The 16,925-nt window shown below is 42.4% G+C and carries 10 protein-coding genes and 6 pseudogenes; all 16 read left to right on the top strand.

Features of this window, described 5'->3' with window-relative positions; all coding sequences use genetic code 11:
- Positions 1–39: 39 nt before the first annotated feature.
- The 16 genes and pseudogenes from JCM19055_RS14610 to hslU all read left to right on the top strand — a co-directional run bounded on the left by JCM19055_RS14610 (position 40) and on the right by hslU (position 16,922).
- Positions 40–800, top strand: a pseudogene (locus tag JCM19055_RS14610) (ribonuclease HII).
- A 16-nt stretch (positions 801–816) separates the two neighbouring features.
- A complete protein-coding gene (locus JCM19055_RS14615) occupies positions 817–1,746 on the top strand; it encodes a hypothetical protein (RefSeq protein ID WP_042360240.1) in 930 nt (309 codons plus the stop codon).
- Positions 1,727–2,242, top strand: coding sequence for a hypothetical protein (locus JCM19055_RS14620; protein ID WP_042360241.1), 516 nt, complete (start codon positions 1,727–1,729; stop codon positions 2,240–2,242). Before JCM19055_RS14615 ends, JCM19055_RS14620 begins: the two co-directional genes overlap by 20 nt.
- A gap of 161 nt (positions 2,243–2,403) precedes the next feature.
- On the top strand, positions 2,404–2,559 hold the full coding sequence (locus JCM19055_RS27480; protein ID WP_193745449.1) for a hypothetical protein: 156 nt from the start codon (positions 2,404–2,406) through the stop codon (positions 2,557–2,559).
- On the top strand, positions 2,549–2,722 hold the full coding sequence (locus tag JCM19055_RS27485) for a hypothetical protein (RefSeq protein WP_193745450.1): 174 nt from the start codon (positions 2,549–2,551) through the stop codon (positions 2,720–2,722). The genes JCM19055_RS27480 and JCM19055_RS27485 overlap by 11 nt, the downstream gene beginning before the upstream one ends.
- A 159-nt stretch (positions 2,723–2,881) precedes the next feature.
- Positions 2,882–4,635 (top strand): annotated as a pseudogene (locus tag JCM19055_RS14630) (ABC transporter ATP-binding protein).
- Positions 4,636–4,652: 17 nt separating this feature from the next.
- A pseudogene (locus tag JCM19055_RS14635) lies at positions 4,653–6,456 on the top strand (ABC transporter ATP-binding protein).
- A 97-nt stretch (positions 6,457–6,553) separates the two neighbouring features.
- The gene (locus JCM19055_RS14640; RefSeq protein WP_042360242.1) at positions 6,554–7,072 is read left to right on the top strand and encodes a GNAT family N-acetyltransferase; all 519 of its coding nucleotides are present in this window, start codon (positions 6,554–6,556) and stop codon (positions 7,070–7,072) included.
- A 153-nt stretch (positions 7,073–7,225) separates the two neighbouring features.
- Positions 7,226–8,386, top strand: coding sequence for an ADP-forming succinate--CoA ligase subunit beta (sucC, locus tag JCM19055_RS14645; protein ID WP_042360243.1), 1,161 nt, complete (start codon positions 7,226–7,228; stop codon positions 8,384–8,386).
- A 19-nt stretch (positions 8,387–8,405) separates the two neighbouring features.
- A pseudogene (sucD, locus tag JCM19055_RS14650) lies at positions 8,406–9,317 on the top strand (succinate--CoA ligase subunit alpha).
- Positions 9,318–9,379: 62 nt separating this feature from the next.
- Entirely contained in the window at positions 9,380–10,234 is an 855-nt protein-coding gene (gene dprA, locus JCM19055_RS14655; protein WP_042360244.1) for a DNA-processing protein DprA, read from the top strand.
- A gap of 126 nt (positions 10,235–10,360) precedes the next feature.
- Positions 10,361–12,452: pseudogene (gene topA / locus JCM19055_RS14660) on the top strand (type I DNA topoisomerase).
- A 215-nt stretch (positions 12,453–12,667) separates the two neighbouring features.
- Positions 12,668–13,969 (top strand): annotated as a pseudogene (gene trmFO / locus JCM19055_RS14665) (FADH(2)-oxidizing methylenetetrahydrofolate--tRNA-(uracil(54)-C(5))-methyltransferase TrmFO); the annotation flags it as partial.
- Between the two features lie 71 nt (positions 13,970–14,040).
- On the top strand, positions 14,041–14,922 hold the full coding sequence (gene xerC, locus JCM19055_RS14670; protein ID WP_042360245.1) for a tyrosine recombinase XerC: 882 nt from the start codon (positions 14,041–14,043) through the stop codon (positions 14,920–14,922).
- An 11-nt stretch (positions 14,923–14,933) separates the two neighbouring features.
- Complete coding sequence (gene hslV / locus JCM19055_RS14675) at positions 14,934–15,473, top strand: ATP-dependent protease subunit HslV (RefSeq protein WP_042360246.1); 540 nt, start codon at positions 14,934–14,936, stop codon at positions 15,471–15,473.
- A 42-nt stretch (positions 15,474–15,515) separates the two neighbouring features.
- On the top strand, positions 15,516–16,922 hold the full coding sequence (gene hslU / locus JCM19055_RS14680) for an ATP-dependent protease ATPase subunit HslU (RefSeq protein ID WP_042360247.1): 1,407 nt from the start codon (positions 15,516–15,518) through the stop codon (positions 16,920–16,922).
- Positions 16,923–16,925: the final 3 nt, after the last annotated feature.

Below are 16,925 nucleotides of genomic sequence, written 5' to 3' on the forward strand. Positions count from 1 at the left end.
ACGAAGGATCCCTAGTTTTCGTCATAGAGAGGGCTAATCATGAAAAAAGCAACGATTAAAGACATTAAATTAGAGTTAACAGGGGAAACGATCGAAGCAACCAGACTTGAAGAACTTCGCGCAGATTCACGAGCAGGTGTCCAGAATTTATTAAAGAGTTATGAGCAAAAACAACAGCTTCTACGTGAAAAAAAATGCAATCCTATACCGATAAAAGAAATGAAGAGTTTCAAATGTGCAATACGTGGCAAATCGCAGGTCTTGATGAAGTCGGTCGAGGACCACTTGCTGGACCAGTTACGACCGCTGCGGTCATGATTCCAGAAGACGTTTTTCTTCCAGGTCTTACGGACTCCAAAAAGTTAAGTAAACGAGATCGTGCGTATTTCTACGATGAAATTATGAGCCGCTGTACCGTAAGCATTGGTGAGGCAAGCGTTGAAGAAATTGATGAGTTCAACATTTACGAAGCCACAAAGCTAGCGATGGTACGTGCAGTCACTGGATTAAAAACGATTCCAGATCATTTGCTCGTTGATGCGATGACGCTCCCAGTCACGATTCGTCAGACATCACTTATTAAAGGTGATTCAAGAAGTATGAGCATTGCGGCAGCATCTGTTATCGCAAAGGAAACACGTGACGAATACATGAAAACGTTACACGAACAGTATCCACAGTATGGGTTTGATCAACATGTTGGTTATGGGACGAGTGCGCATTTACAAGCGATGGATGAATACGGTGTGTTGCCTGTGCATCGCAGGAGTTTTCGTCCTGTAGCAGATCGCTTAAATTAAAGAAGGTGAAGTCAAAGTGAATGTCAGTGGTCCACTACATAGTACTGAGAACCGCACACAACAGACGTCATCATTTCATGGTCTTCGCGTAGGCGAGTGGTTTAGCGGGAAAGTGAAGACCATCTATAATGGACAATTCGCGGCGATTGAGACGAAGAACGGTTCATTTGTTGCGCGATTAGAAGCGGCGCTTGAAGCGAACAAACGTTACGTCTTTCAAGTAAAGCAGACCGGTCGCGAGATTCAACTAAAAGTTATCCAACAAACGAATCAAGTTGATGTTAACGAAACGTTAGGAAAGCGTGCAGATCGTTTTGAGCGAGCGCTTTTCCATCATTTTGTGAAACATGAGGTAGCTTTTACGAAAGAACAGATGCAACAATTAGCGTCGCTGTTAAAGGAAGCGGGCACGGTTAAGCCAAATGCATTGCAAACGATGACGCTCATGCAAGAGCGCCAGTTTCCAGCAACGAAAGCAACGTTTGACGCGTTGCATACGTTTCAAACGTCTTCTTTGACACTTGGTGAACGTTTACATACGCTCAAACAACAATTACAGTCCCAATCAGAATCTCCGACGCGTTTTCTACAGTTGTTAGAACACGCTTCGACTTCGCGTGATGTAGGCAACCGAGATGTATTGCAAGTTTCTCGTTTGCAACACATCATACATGACGCCACTCGGGGAGAAGGTGTCAGACAACAAGGAGCGACAGAACTATTATCAAGGCTACAATGGGTTGAACGAGGGACGACGGTGGACGCCGAACATGCACGAACGTTCGAGCAAAAGCTAGTACAGATGAGTCAAAAAGAGCAAGCCTCCACAATGAGTCAACTGTTACATGCAAAAGGTCTCTCAAAAGACGAGCGTTTCGTCTTACAACAACTCTTTAAAGAGGAACGCATTCAAGTCGCTCAAGTACGTGATTTTTTTACGTGGTGAAAACCATGTATCACTGAGAGCGTTACTTCAGGCTGGTGCTACGTCAGAATTACCAGTACAACAAAAGGGGCAGTTAGCAACGGTGTTCCAACAAGTTGTTGGTGCAACAGTCTTCCATGAGTCGCATTCGCAACCGCTTATCGTACCGATGCACGTGAATGACACGTTTTTAGATGTGCTTATTATGCTGGACGACCCTAAAGAACAGCTTGAAGAAACAGAAAGAGTGTTATTTTTTTTAACATTACCGCATTTGAAAGATACAGTCGTTGATGTACGTCGTCAAAAGCAGCAACTAGCGATAACCGTCTATAATCAAATGGATGAACCTCACTGGATGAAACCGATATTAATGCCGCCATTTAAAGAAAAGTTAAAAGAACTAGGGTTTTCATTAACTTCATTTGAATGGTTACGAGCAAATGAACAACTACCGGTGTTAAAAAGTTCAAATCAAGAGATGACGACGAATCATCGATTGGACGTGCGCGTATGAAATCGAAACGAAAATTTGCAGCTGCACTACGGCATGATGCAACAAGCGATCAAGCACCGGTTGTAACAGCAAAAGGTCACGGTACCGTCGCAGAAAAAAATTGAACAAATTGCCAATGAGTCAGATACCCTGTTGTTGTAGATGAGGCACTCGCTGAACTGATGACGCACTTACATGTTGAAGCGCCGATTCCGTCTGAGCTATATGAAGTGGTCGCTGAAGTATTTGCCTTTGTCTATAAAATTGATCGTGAAATGAAAGAAATTCACGAAGTTGGGAATGTTACAGACAAAGGGGGTTCGACTCATGGCAAATAAGAAGAATTTACTTGATGTTCAAGGTGCAGCAGATATGATTAATCAATACAAAGAAGAAATGGCGCATGAGTTTGGTGTACACCATAGTGTGCAAGAACAAGATGCCAAAGCAAAAGATATGACAAAAACGATTCAAGAAGAAAAAAATAAAAAGAATGATTAAGTAAACGTTCAAGAGGTGGAAAGTCTAACTCTCCATCTCTTGAACGTTTATTTAAGTTTTTTTAAAATTTTTCCGAATATTCACTGGAAATTTATTTCGAAAAGCGTTATATTTACTTGGTGACTGTTTTCTGAACTTCGCTTGAAAGTAGGTGTAATTTTGCAAATATTTAAGGCTTTAAGACAGTATTATTGGCCGTATCGACGTTACTTTTTAGGATCTATTTTCTTTTTAGTGTTTGTAACTGGCTTTACGGTCGTCTACCCGATTTTCCTGCAATTAGCCATTGATGAAGGGATCGTTAACCAAAACTATGACCTCATCCCTATGCTAGCAATCGGTTTTATTATCGTCATGATGTTCAAAGGGTTAGCTGCCTTTTTCCATCAGTACTGGGGCGATGTTTTCGGGATAAAAACCGTTTATGAATTACGTAAAGCATTGTATGAAAAGTTGCAATACTTACCTTTTCGTTATTACGACAACGCTCGAACAGGGGATTTAATGTCACGGCTAACAGCCGATGTAGAAGGCTTTAGGTTCTTCTTGTCATTTGGGTTTGCACAATTGTTTAACTTCGTAATGATCATCGTCTTTTCTCTTATTGTAATGTTTTATTATTCACCTCAACTCGCACTGATTACTCTTTTTATGATGCCGATTTTAGCGATTACGGTACAGCGGTTTGATAAATTTGTACACCCTGCATTTAAAGAGATTCGCATATCAATGGCAAGCTTAAATACGCGTGTTCAAGAAAATGTTAGTGGTATGAACACAGTTAAATCATTGTCAAAAGAAGAGTTCGAGAAAGATCGATTTGATGAGAAGAACTCCCATTATCGCGATCGTTACTTGTACACGTCAGGCATTTGGTCAAAATATTTTCCGGTTATGGAATTTATCGGAAACATTGCGGTCGTGCTCTTACTTGCTTACGGTGCTATCTACCATTTATGGCACCCTAACGCCAGGAGCGTTTGTCGCATTTTTTTAGCCTCGTCTGGTACATTATGGGACCCTTAATGAATTTAGGTTTTATCATTAATACGTTTAGTCAATCTAAAGCTTCTGGTGAGCGTTTGCTTGAAGTATTAAATGAACCAGAAGATATAAAGGACCATGATAAAGCGATTAATGCAGGACGACTTACCGGTGATGTGTCGTTTGAAGACGTATCTTTTTATTATCCTAACGAAGACAAACCAGCGTTACAGCATGTCTCGTTTCAAGTGAAGCATGGTGAGACAATTGGTCTCATGGGTCAAACGGGGGCAGGTAAATCAAGTGTTACACAACTTATTGCTCGCTTTTACGAAGCCACAAATGGGCAAGTCAAGATTGATGGAAAAGCAGTGCAAGATTATACAATTAAAACGTTACGAGAAAATATCGGATTTGTTCTACAAGAACCGTTTTTGTTTTCATCTTCGATCCGAGACAATATTTCATACGGACGTCCGGAAGCCGAACTTGAAGAGATTGTGGAAGCCGCAAAACGAGCAGATGCCCATGAATTCATTGAAGCATTACCAAATGGTTATGACACCGTTTTAGGTGAGCGGGGAATGGGGCTTTCTGGTGGACAAAAACAACGAATTTCAATCGCAAGAGCATTGTTAGTTAATCCAAGTATTTTAATTTTAGATGACGCTACGAGTGCGGTTGATATGCAAACAGAAGTGAAAATTCAAAAAGCGTTTCGGGAACTTATGAAAGGGCGCACAACGTTCATTATCGCTCACCGCATATCAAGCGTTCAACATGCAGATCAAATCTTTGTGTTAGAAAACGGGAAAATGAAAGAACGTGGGAAGCACAATGAGTTACTTAAAGAAGCTGGCATGTATAAACGAATCTATGATATTCAATATCAAGATTTGCAAACGATCCAAGAAGAGTCCATACGGTGAAAGGAGGGAAAGTATCAATGCCAACAACGAGGGTAATGGAGCGTTTTCGATATAGTCAAGATACAGCCATTGAAAAACCGTTCAACTGGGAAAAGTTAGCACGCTTACTTCATTACATGAAAGAAAGTGGTTCTTTAATCGTAAAAGCGATCGTTGCGATGCTGATTACGACAACTGTGCGATTGATCGTCCCTCTCATTATCGGTCAATGGGCTTTAGATTTTGCACTAGCAAATGAAGATTACGGGCTTATGCTGCAACTAGCGGTACTTGCATTGTTTCTTTACATTTTTTTCTTTGTTTGCAAACCGACTAAGAATTAAATGGACGAATGAAATTGGACAAAATGCAATTCATGCGTTGAGAAAGCAATTGTTTAACCACATCCAAGGGTTATCTAACCGGTTTTTTGATAACCGTTCAGCAGGCTCAATTCTCGTAAGAGTCGTCAATGATGTGAATGCATTGCAAGAGCTTTTCACAAACGGAATTATTAACATGTTAATGGACATCATCATGCTCATTAGTATCGTGATCATTCTGTTTACGTTAAGCCCACCACTTGCACTTGCTGTGTTGATTGTACTGCCTATTATGTTTTTCATTTCGACAAAACTACGTCGTAACATTAGGCGGTCTTGGCAAACGGTAAGAATTCGTCAATCGAAATTAAACTCTCATTTAAATGAAAGCATTCAAGGTGTCAGAGTCACCCAATCATTTTCACAAGAAGAAAACAACATGTCCTTTTTTAGAGGTGTGAACAAAGAGAATTACGATGCATGGGATGAAGCATCTAAGAAAAGTGCGGTTTTCCGTCCATTTGTAGAAATGGCAAACGCACTCGGTTCAGCCGTTTTAATTTGGTATGGGGCGTATCTTGTTATGACAGGTTCAATCGGATTTGGTGTTCTTGTTTCTTTCGCATTTTTCCTTGGGATGTTCTGGGAGCCTATTTCTAGACTCGGCCAAGTGTACAATCAACTGCTCGTTGCGATGGCGTCTTCAGAACGAATCTTCGAGTTTCTCGATGAAGAACCGAACGTGAAATCAAAACACGATGGCAATGAAGCAACGAATCTTAAAGGGGAAATTCAATTTGAAGCGGTCACGTTTGCTTATGATGAAAGTCGTAAAGCGTTAAACCGTATTAGCCTATCAATTCCAAAAGGTCAGACGATCGCACTCGTTGGCCATACAGGGTCTGGGAAATCAACCATTGCGAACTTAATTTCTCGTTATTACGATCCTACAGATGGTCGCATTATGCTTGATGGCATCGACTTAAAAGATTACAAGCTCCATCGTTTACGTGAAGAAGTAAGCACGGTATTGCAAGACACGTTCATCTTCTCAGGAACGATCCGAGAGAACATACGCTTTGGGAAGCCAGATGCAACGGACGAAGAAGTGGAGCAAGCGGCAAAGGCAATTGGAGCGAATCATTTTATTGAAAAATTACAAAATGGATATGAAACGGAAGTAGAAGAGCGAGGAAACGTGCTTAGTGTCGGTGAACGACAGCTATTATCATTTGCTAGAACGCTATTGGCAGATCCGAAGATTATCATTCTAGATGAAGCAACCGCAAGTATTGATACTGAAACCGAAGTCAAAATCCAACAAGCATTAAAAACGTTATTGCACGGGCGAACGTCAATTATGATCGCACATCGATTATCGACTATTCGTGAGGCAGATAATATTATCGTATTAGAGCAAGGAAACGTCCTGGAAAATGGAAATCATGAGCAATTAATGAAACGAGAAGGTAAATATTATGATCTCGTTATGAGCCAATTCAAAGCTTTAACTGTATAATTGATCCAACTCATCAGTAGCGCGGGAAGCTGACGAAACCCAGTGATTTTTAGGGATGTCACCTACTCGCGCTTCTTCATTCGTTAAGGGGGGAATTATGGACGACATGATTACAATCCGTCAAGCCGTCGTTACAGATGTTGTTGATATTATTCGTCACAAACAGGTTGTCTTGCAAGAGAATGCTTCATTTATGGGACGAACCGCAAAGGAATATCGACCGACTATAGAACATGAGCTAGCAAGGATCCGAAAGCACCAAAATGAAACAGGTATAATGCTCGTTGCCATACACCGTGATGAAGTTATCGGTATGCTCACGTTCAGCAGGCCATCAAGACCGCATTATTCTCACAATGGAATGTTTGGGATGAGTATACAAGAACGTTATACAAATCAAGGACTCGGTCACAAGCTGTTAAACGAATTGTTAATATTTGCTACTAATGATCCAGCAATCGAGAAGGTCTCATTAGAGGTCTATGCGCATAACGAGCGAGCAATTGCTTTGTACAAACGGCTAGGATTCACGGTTGAAGGTCAAAAACCACGTCACCGTAAAGAGAGTGACGGCTCATACGTTAAAGACGTTCTCATGAGTAAAATTGTTACGTAAGACGTTTTTCGACATTTTCGGTACTTTAACCTTTAGTAGAAAACGTTTTATGCTATGATAAAAAATGTGTGAAATGAACTTATGACAAGCAGATTGCTTGTCTAGGACACATCTGATGTAACCGATTGTACTCATAGGGAGGATGGAAATAACATGAATATTCATGAGTACCAGAGTAAAGAATTGCTCCGCAAGTACGGCGTTGCTGTACCGAACGGGCACGTTGCTTTTACGGTCGATGAAGCCGTTGAAAAAGCGTCTTCATTAGGTACAGCCGTAACCGTAGTAAAAGCACAAATCCACGCAGGTGGACGCGGAAAAGCTGGCGGTGTTAAAGTCGCGAAAAACCTTGATGAAGTGCGTACATACGCAGATGACATTCTTGGTAAAACACTCGTGACTCACCAAACAGGTCCAGAAGGTAAAGAAGTTAAGCGTCTTCTTATTGAAGAGGGCTGCGATATTGATCAAGAATACTACATCGGCCTTGTGCTAGATCGTAGTACATCCCGTGTTGTCCTTATGGGTTCTGAAGAAGGTGGAACTGAGATCGAGGAAGTTGCAGAAGCGACTCCAGAGAAGATCTTTAGAGAGTATATTGATCCTGCAGTAGGTTTACAAGGATTCCAAGCAAGACGTCTTGCTTTTAACATGAACATTCCGCAAGATTCACTCGGAAAAGCGGTTAAATTCATGGGAAGCCTTTACCAAGCATTTGTTGAAAACGACTGCTCAATTGCTGAGATCAACCCACTCGTTACTACAAAGCAAGGCGACGTTCTCGCTCTTGATGCGAAGCTTAACTTTGATAGCAACGCTCTTTACCGTCAAAAAGGAATCACAGAATACCGTGACCTTGACGAAGAAGATGCAAAAGAAATCGAAGCTTCTAAGTACGACCTAAGCTACATCGCGCTTGATGGTAACATCGGTTGTATGGTTAACGGAGCCGGTCTTGCGATGGCTACGATGGACATTATTAAGTACAAAGGCGGCGAACCCGCGAACTTCCTTGACGTTGGGGGCGGTGCGACTGCTGAGAAAGTAACAGCTGCGTTCAAGATTATCCTTTCTGATGAGCACGTGAAAGGGATCTTCGTAAACATCTTTGGTGGAATTATGAAGTGTGACGTTATCGCAGAAGGTGTCGTTACAGCAACGAAAGAAGTTGGACTTGAAATTCCACTCGTTGTACGTCTTGAAGGTACAAACGTAAAAGAAGGTAAGAAGATTCTCGAAGAATCAGGGCTTAACATCACATCTGCAGATACGATGGCTGATGGTGCAGAAAAAATCGTAGCTTTAGTTAAATAGAAAGGCGGGGCCAAGTACAATGAGTATCTTAATTAATAAAGATACGAAGGTTATTGTCCAAGGAATCACGGCAGTACTGGACTATTCCATACAAAACAAGCGATTGAATATGGAACAAACATCGTTGGCGGTGTAACACCGAAAAAAAGGTGGCACCGAGATTGAAGGAGTTCCTGTATTTAACACAGTGTCAGAAGCTGTTGAAGCAACTGGCGCAAACGCAACAGTAATTTATGTTCCACCTGCATTTGCAGCAGATGCAATTATGGAAGCTGTAGACGCAGAATTAGATCTTGCAATCTGTATTACAGAAGGTATTCCAGTCCTTGACATGCTTAATGTTAAGCGTTATATGGAAGGCAAGAAGACTCGTCTCGTTGGACCGAACTGTCCAGGAGTAATTACACCTGAAGAATGTAAAATTGGTATTATGCCAGGATACATTCACCATAAAGGTCACGTTGGGGTTGTTTCCCGTTCTGGTACATTAACGTATGAAGCGGTAGAGCAACTTTCAAGTAACGGCATCGGTCAATCAACAGCAGTTGGAATCGGTGGAGACCCAGTTAATGGTACAGATTTCATTGATACGCTTAAACTCTTCAACGAAGATGAAGATACAAAAGCGGTTATCATGATCGGTGAAATCGGTGGTACAGCAGAAGAGGAAGCTGCTGAATGGGTTAGAGATAACATGACGAAGCCAGTTGTCGGTTTCATTGGTGGCGCTACTGCACCTCCAGGGAAGCGTATGGGACATGCTGGTGCAATCATCTCTGGCGGTAAAGGAACAGCTGAAGAAAAGCAAAAGACACTTCGCGCATGCGGAATTGAAGTTGCTGAAACTCCAGCAGTAATTGGCGAAACGCTCATTAACGTTCTTAAAGAACAAAACCTTTACGAAGCTTGCTTAACGCACGAAGTAAAGTAATTAAGGAAAAGCCCTTGTGACAAACAAGGGCTTTTTTTATAATACGATTACGGAGGTGTTACATGAACACAAAACGAAATCGTCTGCTTTACTTACACAGTACGAGGAAGTTATCGTCTAAGCACTTATTGTCGCTCTTAAGACACGTACCTGTAGAAGAAATCCATGCGCTAGACGTGGCCTCATTAGCTTTTCTTACGAAAGCAAAAACAGACACGGTGAATACGTGGACAAAGCATTGGAAAGAACATCCGTATTCAGACTTTAAACCACCCGAAATCCCTGCCATTACGCTCTTTGATCAAGAGTATCCCCGCCGCCTGTATGAATTACCAGATCTTCCCCCAGTACTTTATTATTCCGGAAACCTTCATTTAATACGTGCACAACATCTGTTAGCCGTCATAGGAACGCGTTCACCGAGCCGTTATGCAGAAACTGTTATGCCAACTCTACTTGATCCTGTTATACAACAAGGTGCCGTCATCGTCAGTGGTTTAGCGAGAGGGATTGATACGTACGCCCATAAGCTCGCAATCGGCAAAAATGGAACAACGATCGCAGTCATTGCAGGAGGTCTGAACCATATTTACCCGAAAGAAAATCAAGGCATTGCAAATCTAATGGCTACGAAACATCTCATTCTCTCCGAATACTTTCCAACCCAACCCCCAGAAAAGTGGCATTTCCCTGAACGAAATCGAATTATTAGCGGTCTTTGTGATCGATTGTTTGTCGTTGAAGCGGGTGTACGATCAGGCACGCAAATTACCGTCGATTGTGCATTAGAACAAGGGAAAGACGTCTATGCTCTCCCTGGAAATATCAATGCGCCAACGTCACAAGGAACGAACCAAATGATCTTTGATGGTGCTCAGATGGTCTTGTCTGCGACCGATCTATTATTTCAGGAATAAACCATTTTTACTGCTTAAAATCAAAAAATTTCACCGATTAAAAACATAGGATGTTTGACAAATTGTAAATTCATGTTCAATAATAGGGAAGGTTTACATTTACAAAGAAGGGGGAGGAAACTCGAGATGGCAGATTACCTAGTAATCGTTGAATCTCCCGCAAAAGCGAAAACCATTGGAAAGTATTTGGGCAAAAAAATATGCAGTAAAAGCATCCATGGGCCATGTCCGTGATTTACCTAAATCCCAAATGGGCGTTGATGTGGAACAGAATTATGACCCGAAATACATTACCATTCGAGGAAAAGGTCCTGTTTTAAAAGATTTGAAACAGGCGGCTAAGAAAGCGAAACGCATCTATCTCGCTGCCGACCCCGACCGCGAAGGGGAAGCGATTGCGTGGCACTTGGCGCATAGCCTCGACATCGACACAGAGTCAGAATGTCGTGTAGTATTTAACGAAATCACGAAAACCGCAATCAAAGACGCATTCAAACACCCGCGTCCGATTAACATGGACTTAGTTGATGCACAACAAGCGAGACGAATTCTAGATCGCCTTGTTGGATATAACATTAGCCCTCTATTATGGAAGAAAGTGAAAAAAGGGTTAAGTGCAGGACGAGTTCAATCGGTCGCTGTGAAGATGATTAATGATCGGGAAAAAGAGATTCAAGAATTTATACCAGAAGAATATTGGTCCATTACAGGACAGTTTTCGTACGGGAAAGAAACGTTCGAAGCGAATTTTTACGGTACGAAAGACAACAAAGAAAAATCAAAGAAGCAGCCACTTTCCTCTGAAGATGATGTTAAAGCTGTATTAGGTCAGCTAAAAGGTGATGAATTCCTCATCGATAGCGTGACGAAGAAAGAGCGTAAGCGAAACCCGGTTCAGCCGTTTACGACTTCATCATTACAGCAAGAAGCTGCACGTAAGCTGAATTTCAGAGCGAAGAAAACGATGATGCTTGCACAACAGCTGTATGAAGGTGTGGACTTAGGAAAAGAGGGTACCGTCGGTTTAATTACGTATATGCGTACAGACTCCACTCGTATTTCCGATACAGCTAAAGGTGATGCGAAAACGTTCATTGAAGAAAAGTACGGCAGTGACTATGTTGGTCAAGATATAAAGCCGAAAAAAACAAAATGAAAACAGTCAAGACGCACACGAAGCGATTCGTCCGACGACGGTTTCTAGAGAGCCGAAAGAATTAAAGTCTTATCTCTCAAGAGATCAACTTCGCTTGTATCGTTTGATTTGGGAGCGTATGGTCGCAAGCCGTATGGCGCCAGCGATCATGGATACGATGTCAGTAGACTTGACGAACGAAGGTGTCATTTTCCGAGCAACAGGGTCAAAAGTTAAATTCCCTGGTTTTATGAAAGTATATATTGAAGGAAATGACGATGGAAAAGAAGAAGAAAACTCTTTTCTACCAGATTTAGAAGAAGGCAAAACTGCAACGCGCGATGAGTTGAATGAGAATCAACACTTCACACAGCCTCCTCCGCGTTACACTGAGGCGAGACTCGTTCGTACGATGGAAGAATTAGGCATTGGTCGTCCGTCAACGTACGCCCCGACACTCGATACGATTCAACGTCGTGGGTACGTAGCGATGCAAGATCGCCGTTTCGTTCCGACAGAACTCGGTGAAATTGTATTAGACTTGATCGTTGAGTTTTTCCCGGAAATTTTAAATGTGAAATTCACAGCTAAAATGGAAACGGATCTCGATGAAATTGAAGCAGGAGATCAGAATTGGATTAAGATTATTGATCGCTTCTATCAAGATTTCGAAAAGCGTCTCGAAGTTGCTGAGAAAGAAATGCAAGAAGTTGAGATTAAAGATGAACCGGCCGGTGAAGATTGTGAACTGTGCGGGAACCCGATGGTCATTAAGATGGGGCGCTATGGAAAGTTCATGGCTTGCTCAAACTTCCCGGATTGTCGCAATACGAAAGCCATCGTCAAAAAAAATCGGTGTTGACTGTCCAACGTGTAAAAAAAGGTGATGTCGTCGAGCGTAAGAGTAAGAAACAGCGTACGTTCTACGGCTGTGATCAATATCCGGAATGTGATTTTGTCTCTTGGGATAAACCAATCGCCCGTCCGTGTCCTCGTTGTGAACACATGCTCGTTGAGAAAAAAAGTGAAAAAGAAGTCCGTGTACAGTGTACAAATTGTGACTATGAAGAAGAACCGAATTAAAAAGCTTGTAAGAACGAGAAAAAAATCGGTATATTGTTACAGCGCCCCTTTTCGATAAAAGGGCGTTTGCATGTCAAAGAATGGTAAAAAAAGAAAATACATAGATTGTCACTGAATGTTTGTTATTCTTCAATGAGGGTTATCATTTATACTAGATAGTAAGAAGAGTGAGAGACTTTTGAAAGGGAGATGGCGATGACAGCTAAGCAAGCAGTAACGTTGTTGGTGCAGGACTTGCAGGTAGTGAAGCGGCTTGGCAAATTGTAAGCCGAGGCGTGCCTGTAAACTTATATGAGATGAGACCGGTAAAGAAGACACCAGCTCATCATACTGAACAATTTGCAGAGCTTGTTTGTACGAACTCATTACGTGGAAATTCTTTAGCGAACGCGGTCGGTGTATTAAAGGAAGAAATGCGTAAACTCGATTCAATTATTATCTCTTCAGCAGATGAAAGTGCGGTACCTGCTGGAGGCGCTCTTGCGGTAGATCGTCATGATTTCGCTGGGAAAGTGACCGAGCGATTGCACGCGCACCCTCTTGTGAATGTCGTGCGAGAAGAAATTAGTGAAATTCCAAGTGGTCCGACAATTATTGCAACGGGTCCTCTAACTTCTTCAGCATTATCGGATAGCATTATCGGGTTAACCGGTGAAGAAGAACTGTACTTTTACGATGCAGCAGCGCCTATTCTTGAAACCGATTCAATTGATATGGATAAAGTCTATTACAAGTCTCGTTATGATAAAGGTGAAGCGGCGTATATCAACTGTCCGATGACAGAAGATGAATTTAATACGTTTTATGATGCGCTCGTTGCTGCCGAAACGGTTCCACTAAAAGAATTTGAGAAGAAAATGTTTTTTTTGAAGGTTGTATGCCTGTTGAAGTCATGGCAGGTCGTGGCCGTAAAACGTTATTGTTCGGACCGATGAAGCCAGTAGGATTAGAAGATCCAAGAACAGGGAAGCGTCCATATGCCGTCGTTCAACTTCGCCAAGACAACGTAGAAGGCACGCTTTACAATATTGTCGGATTTCAGACACATATGAAATGGGGTCCACAGAAGGAAGTTATTCGTCTAATTCCTGGGTTGGAAAACGCAGATATCGTCCGTTACGGCGTGATGCATCGCAACACTTTTATGAACAGCCCCCGTTTACTGCGTCCAACGTATCAATACAAAGATCGTGATGATTTGTTCTTTGCAGGACAAATGACAGGCGTTGAAGGGTACGTAGAATCAGCAGCGGCAGGACTTATTGCTGGAACAAATGCTGCAAAGCAAGTATTAGGTGAAGAATTGATTGTCTTCCCGAAAGAGACAATGATCGGTGCAATGGCGCAATATATTACAACGGCTGACCCTGATCATTTCCAACCAATTAACGCAAACTTTGGTCTCGTTCCTAGACCAGCCGAGAAGATGAAGAAAAAAAGAACGCTATGAATACCTCGGCCAAGTAGCACTGGAGTCCATTCAGAATTTTATGAAAAAAACAAGGCGTTTAGGTTGATATCGACAAAGTTATGTGGTACGATTTAGTCGCTTTATTGAGGTGAATGATCATGTGTACAAACGCACAAGATCCTTATCAGAAGTTTTTTTCAATATCTGCAAGTGGAGAAAAATGCCTCTCCCAATACACTTACTGCCTACACTCGGGGGTTAAGTGATTGGGAGGAATTCTTAAACGAAGAAGGCGTGGATGCAGGGTGCTTGAATGCTGAGCGTCTCCACGTACGACTTTACTTGACGGCAATGCACAATAAAGGGTTACAGCGAACGAGTATTGCTCGCGAGCTCTCGGTATTACGGACGTTTTATCGCTTCTTAAAACGGGAATCAATGATTCTTGAGAATCCAACATCGTTTACACACTTTCCTTCGCAGCCCAATCGACTGCCGCGCTTCCTCTATGAAGAGGAGCTTCAATCCCTATTTGAAGTTTGTCGTGGAGATGACCCACTAAAACAAAGAGATCTTGCGATCATAGAGTTGCTGTATGCAACGGGAATACGAGTGAGTGAATGCACGAATCTGAAGATGACGGATCTTGATTTCGTGACAGAAACCGTTCATGTCTTAGGGAAAGGACGTAAAGAACGATACGTTCCAGTCGGCGCTTTTGCGATTGATGCACTCGAGAGGTATTTTGAAGATGGACGAAAGCGTTTAATGCGCGAAGAAGCACAGCATGTGTTTCTAAATTTTCGTGGTCTTCCCCTTACTGATCGTGGTTTACGTCATACATTAACGAAACGTGTACAGGAAGCTTCGCACACTTTGCGAATCTCTCCGCATAGTCTAAGGCATACGTTTGCAACTCATCTGTTGAATGAAGGTGCTGATCTGCGTTCAGTACAAGAACTTCTCGGTCATGAGAACCTCCGTACGACGCAGAAGTATACGCACGTAACGACAGATCGTCTTCGTCACGTATACAAAGGTGCACACCCACGTGCCTGAAAGGAGGCAACATGGAACATTCATTCCATGCTACGACAATTTTTGCAATCCGACATAACGGTAAAGGTGCAATGGCAGGTGATGGACAGGTAACGTTCGGTCAAGCGACAGTCATGAAGCACTCAGCTAAGAAGATTCGCAGAATCTACAACGGTAAAGTTCTTGCAGGATTTGCAGGTTCTGTTGCGGATGCGTTTACGCTCTTTGAGATGTTTGAAGGCAAGTTGCAAGAAGCGAGCGGACAATTGGACCGCGCTGCTATTAATCTCGCAAAGGAATGGCGTAATGACAAAGTGCTTCGCAAGCTTGAAGCGATGCTTCTTGTCATGAACGAAGATAAACTTCTTCTTGTCGCAGGGACTGGTGAAATCATTGAACCTGATGATGGCATGATTGCGATCGGTTCTGGAGGTTTTTACGCCTTAGCAGCGGGACGTGTGCTTGCGAAACATTCAGCTCTTTCTGCAAAGGAGATCGCTGAAGAAGCACTTAAGACCGCTGGGGACATTTGTGTGTACACAAACCATGAGCGAATCATTGAAGAAATTTAACGGCTTAGTATCATTCTAAGAATGAAGGATAGGTGATGGCTTTTGGAACATGCCAATCAAACACCAAAGCAAATTGTTAATAAGCTTGATCAATATATTGTTGGTCAAAATGGTGCAAAGCGTGCCGTAGCTGTTGCGCTTCGTAATCGTTATCGACGAAGCAAAGTAGCGGAGAACATTCGTGATGAGATCACACCGAAGAACATTTTAATGATCGGACCGACAGGTGTCGGGAAGACTGAAATCGCAAGACGTTTATCCAAACTCGTAGGGGCTCCGTTTGTGAAAGTGGAAGCAACGAAGTTTACCGAAGTTGGTTACGTCGGTCGTGATGTTGAATCGATGGTTCGTGATCTAGTGGAAGTTGCCGTTCGTCTCGTCAAAGAAGAGAAGATGAAAGGCGTACAACCAGAAGCAAAAGATTTAGCGAATGAGCGTCTCGTTGAGCTACTTGTTCCTTCGAAAAAGAAAAGCCAAGCGTACAAAAACCCGCTCGAGATGTTTTTTAATTCCCAAGGGAACATGAATCAAGACGTTAACTTGGATGATGAGTCAGAGCAACGTGATTCAATCAAAGAACGCCGTACTAAAACGGCTTCTCAATTGGCCAATGGGGAATTAGAAGATGAACTCGTTACGGTTGAAGTTGAAGAGCAACAACAAGGGCTTATGGATATGCTTTCTGGATCTGGTATGGAACAGATGGGCATGATGCAGGATATGCTCGGTAGTATGATGCCAAAGAAAAAGAAAAAGCGTAAACTGCCTGTGCGCGAGGCAAGGCAAGTTCTTATTGACGATGAAGCACAAAAGCTCGTTGACATGGATGAAGTCGGCCAGTTAGCTGTTGAGAAGACAGAACAACTTGGCATGATTTTTATTGATGAAATTGATAAAGTTGCTGGTAAACAACAGTCAAGTTCTGTAGACGTCTCGCGAGAAGGCGTACAAAGAGATATATTGCCGATCGTTGAAGGGTCAACAGTGACGACGAAGTATGGCCCCGTGCAAACCGATCACATTTTGTTTATCGCAGCGGGTGCATTTCACGTATCAAGACCGTCGGATTTAATTCCAGAACTTCAAGGGCGCTTTCCGATTCGGGTAGAGCTGAACAACTTAAGTAAAGACGATTTTGTGCGAATACTTCGTGAGCCTGATAATGCACTTTTAAAACAATATTCTGCTCTTTTGGAAACTGAAGGTATAAACGTTGAATTTTCTGACGAAGCTGTAGTTAGATTGGCTGAGTTAGCAGAGCAGGTAAATCAAACGACGGAGAACATCGGTGCGAGAAGATTGCACACGTTGTTGGAACGATTGTTAGAAGACCTGTCGTTTGAAGCATCCGATGTCACGTTAGAAACAATTACTATTACCGCAAGTTATGTCAATGAGAAACTAGCAGATGTTGCAGGCAATGAGGATACCAGCCACTATATCTTGTAATTT

Source organism: Geomicrobium sp. JCM 19055 (assembly GCF_000698185.1).
GTDB lineage: Bacteria > Bacillota > Bacilli > Bacillales > Marinococcaceae > Geomicrobium_A > Geomicrobium_A sediminis.

Bases quoted from the DNA above. Each gene is read 5' to 3' on its own strand.
- JCM19055_RS27480 (WP_193745449.1), top strand. From the start codon at position 2,404: ATGACGCACTTACATGTTGAAGCGCCGATTCCGTCTGAGCTATATGAA.
- JCM19055_RS27485 (WP_193745450.1), top strand. From the start codon at position 2,549: ATGGCAAATAAGAAGAATTTACTTGATGTTCAAGGTGCAGCAGATATG.
- JCM19055_RS14640 (WP_042360242.1), top strand. From the start codon at position 6,554: ATGGACGACATGATTACAATCCGTCAAGCCGTCGTTACAGATGTTGTT.
- sucC (WP_042360243.1), top strand. From the start codon at position 7,226: ATGAATATTCATGAGTACCAGAGTAAAGAATTGCTCCGCAAGTACGGC.
- dprA (WP_042360244.1), top strand. From the start codon at position 9,380: ATGAACACAAAACGAAATCGTCTGCTTTACTTACACAGTACGAGGAAG.
- hslV (WP_042360246.1), top strand. From the start codon at position 14,934: ATGGAACATTCATTCCATGCTACGACAATTTTTGCAATCCGACATAAC.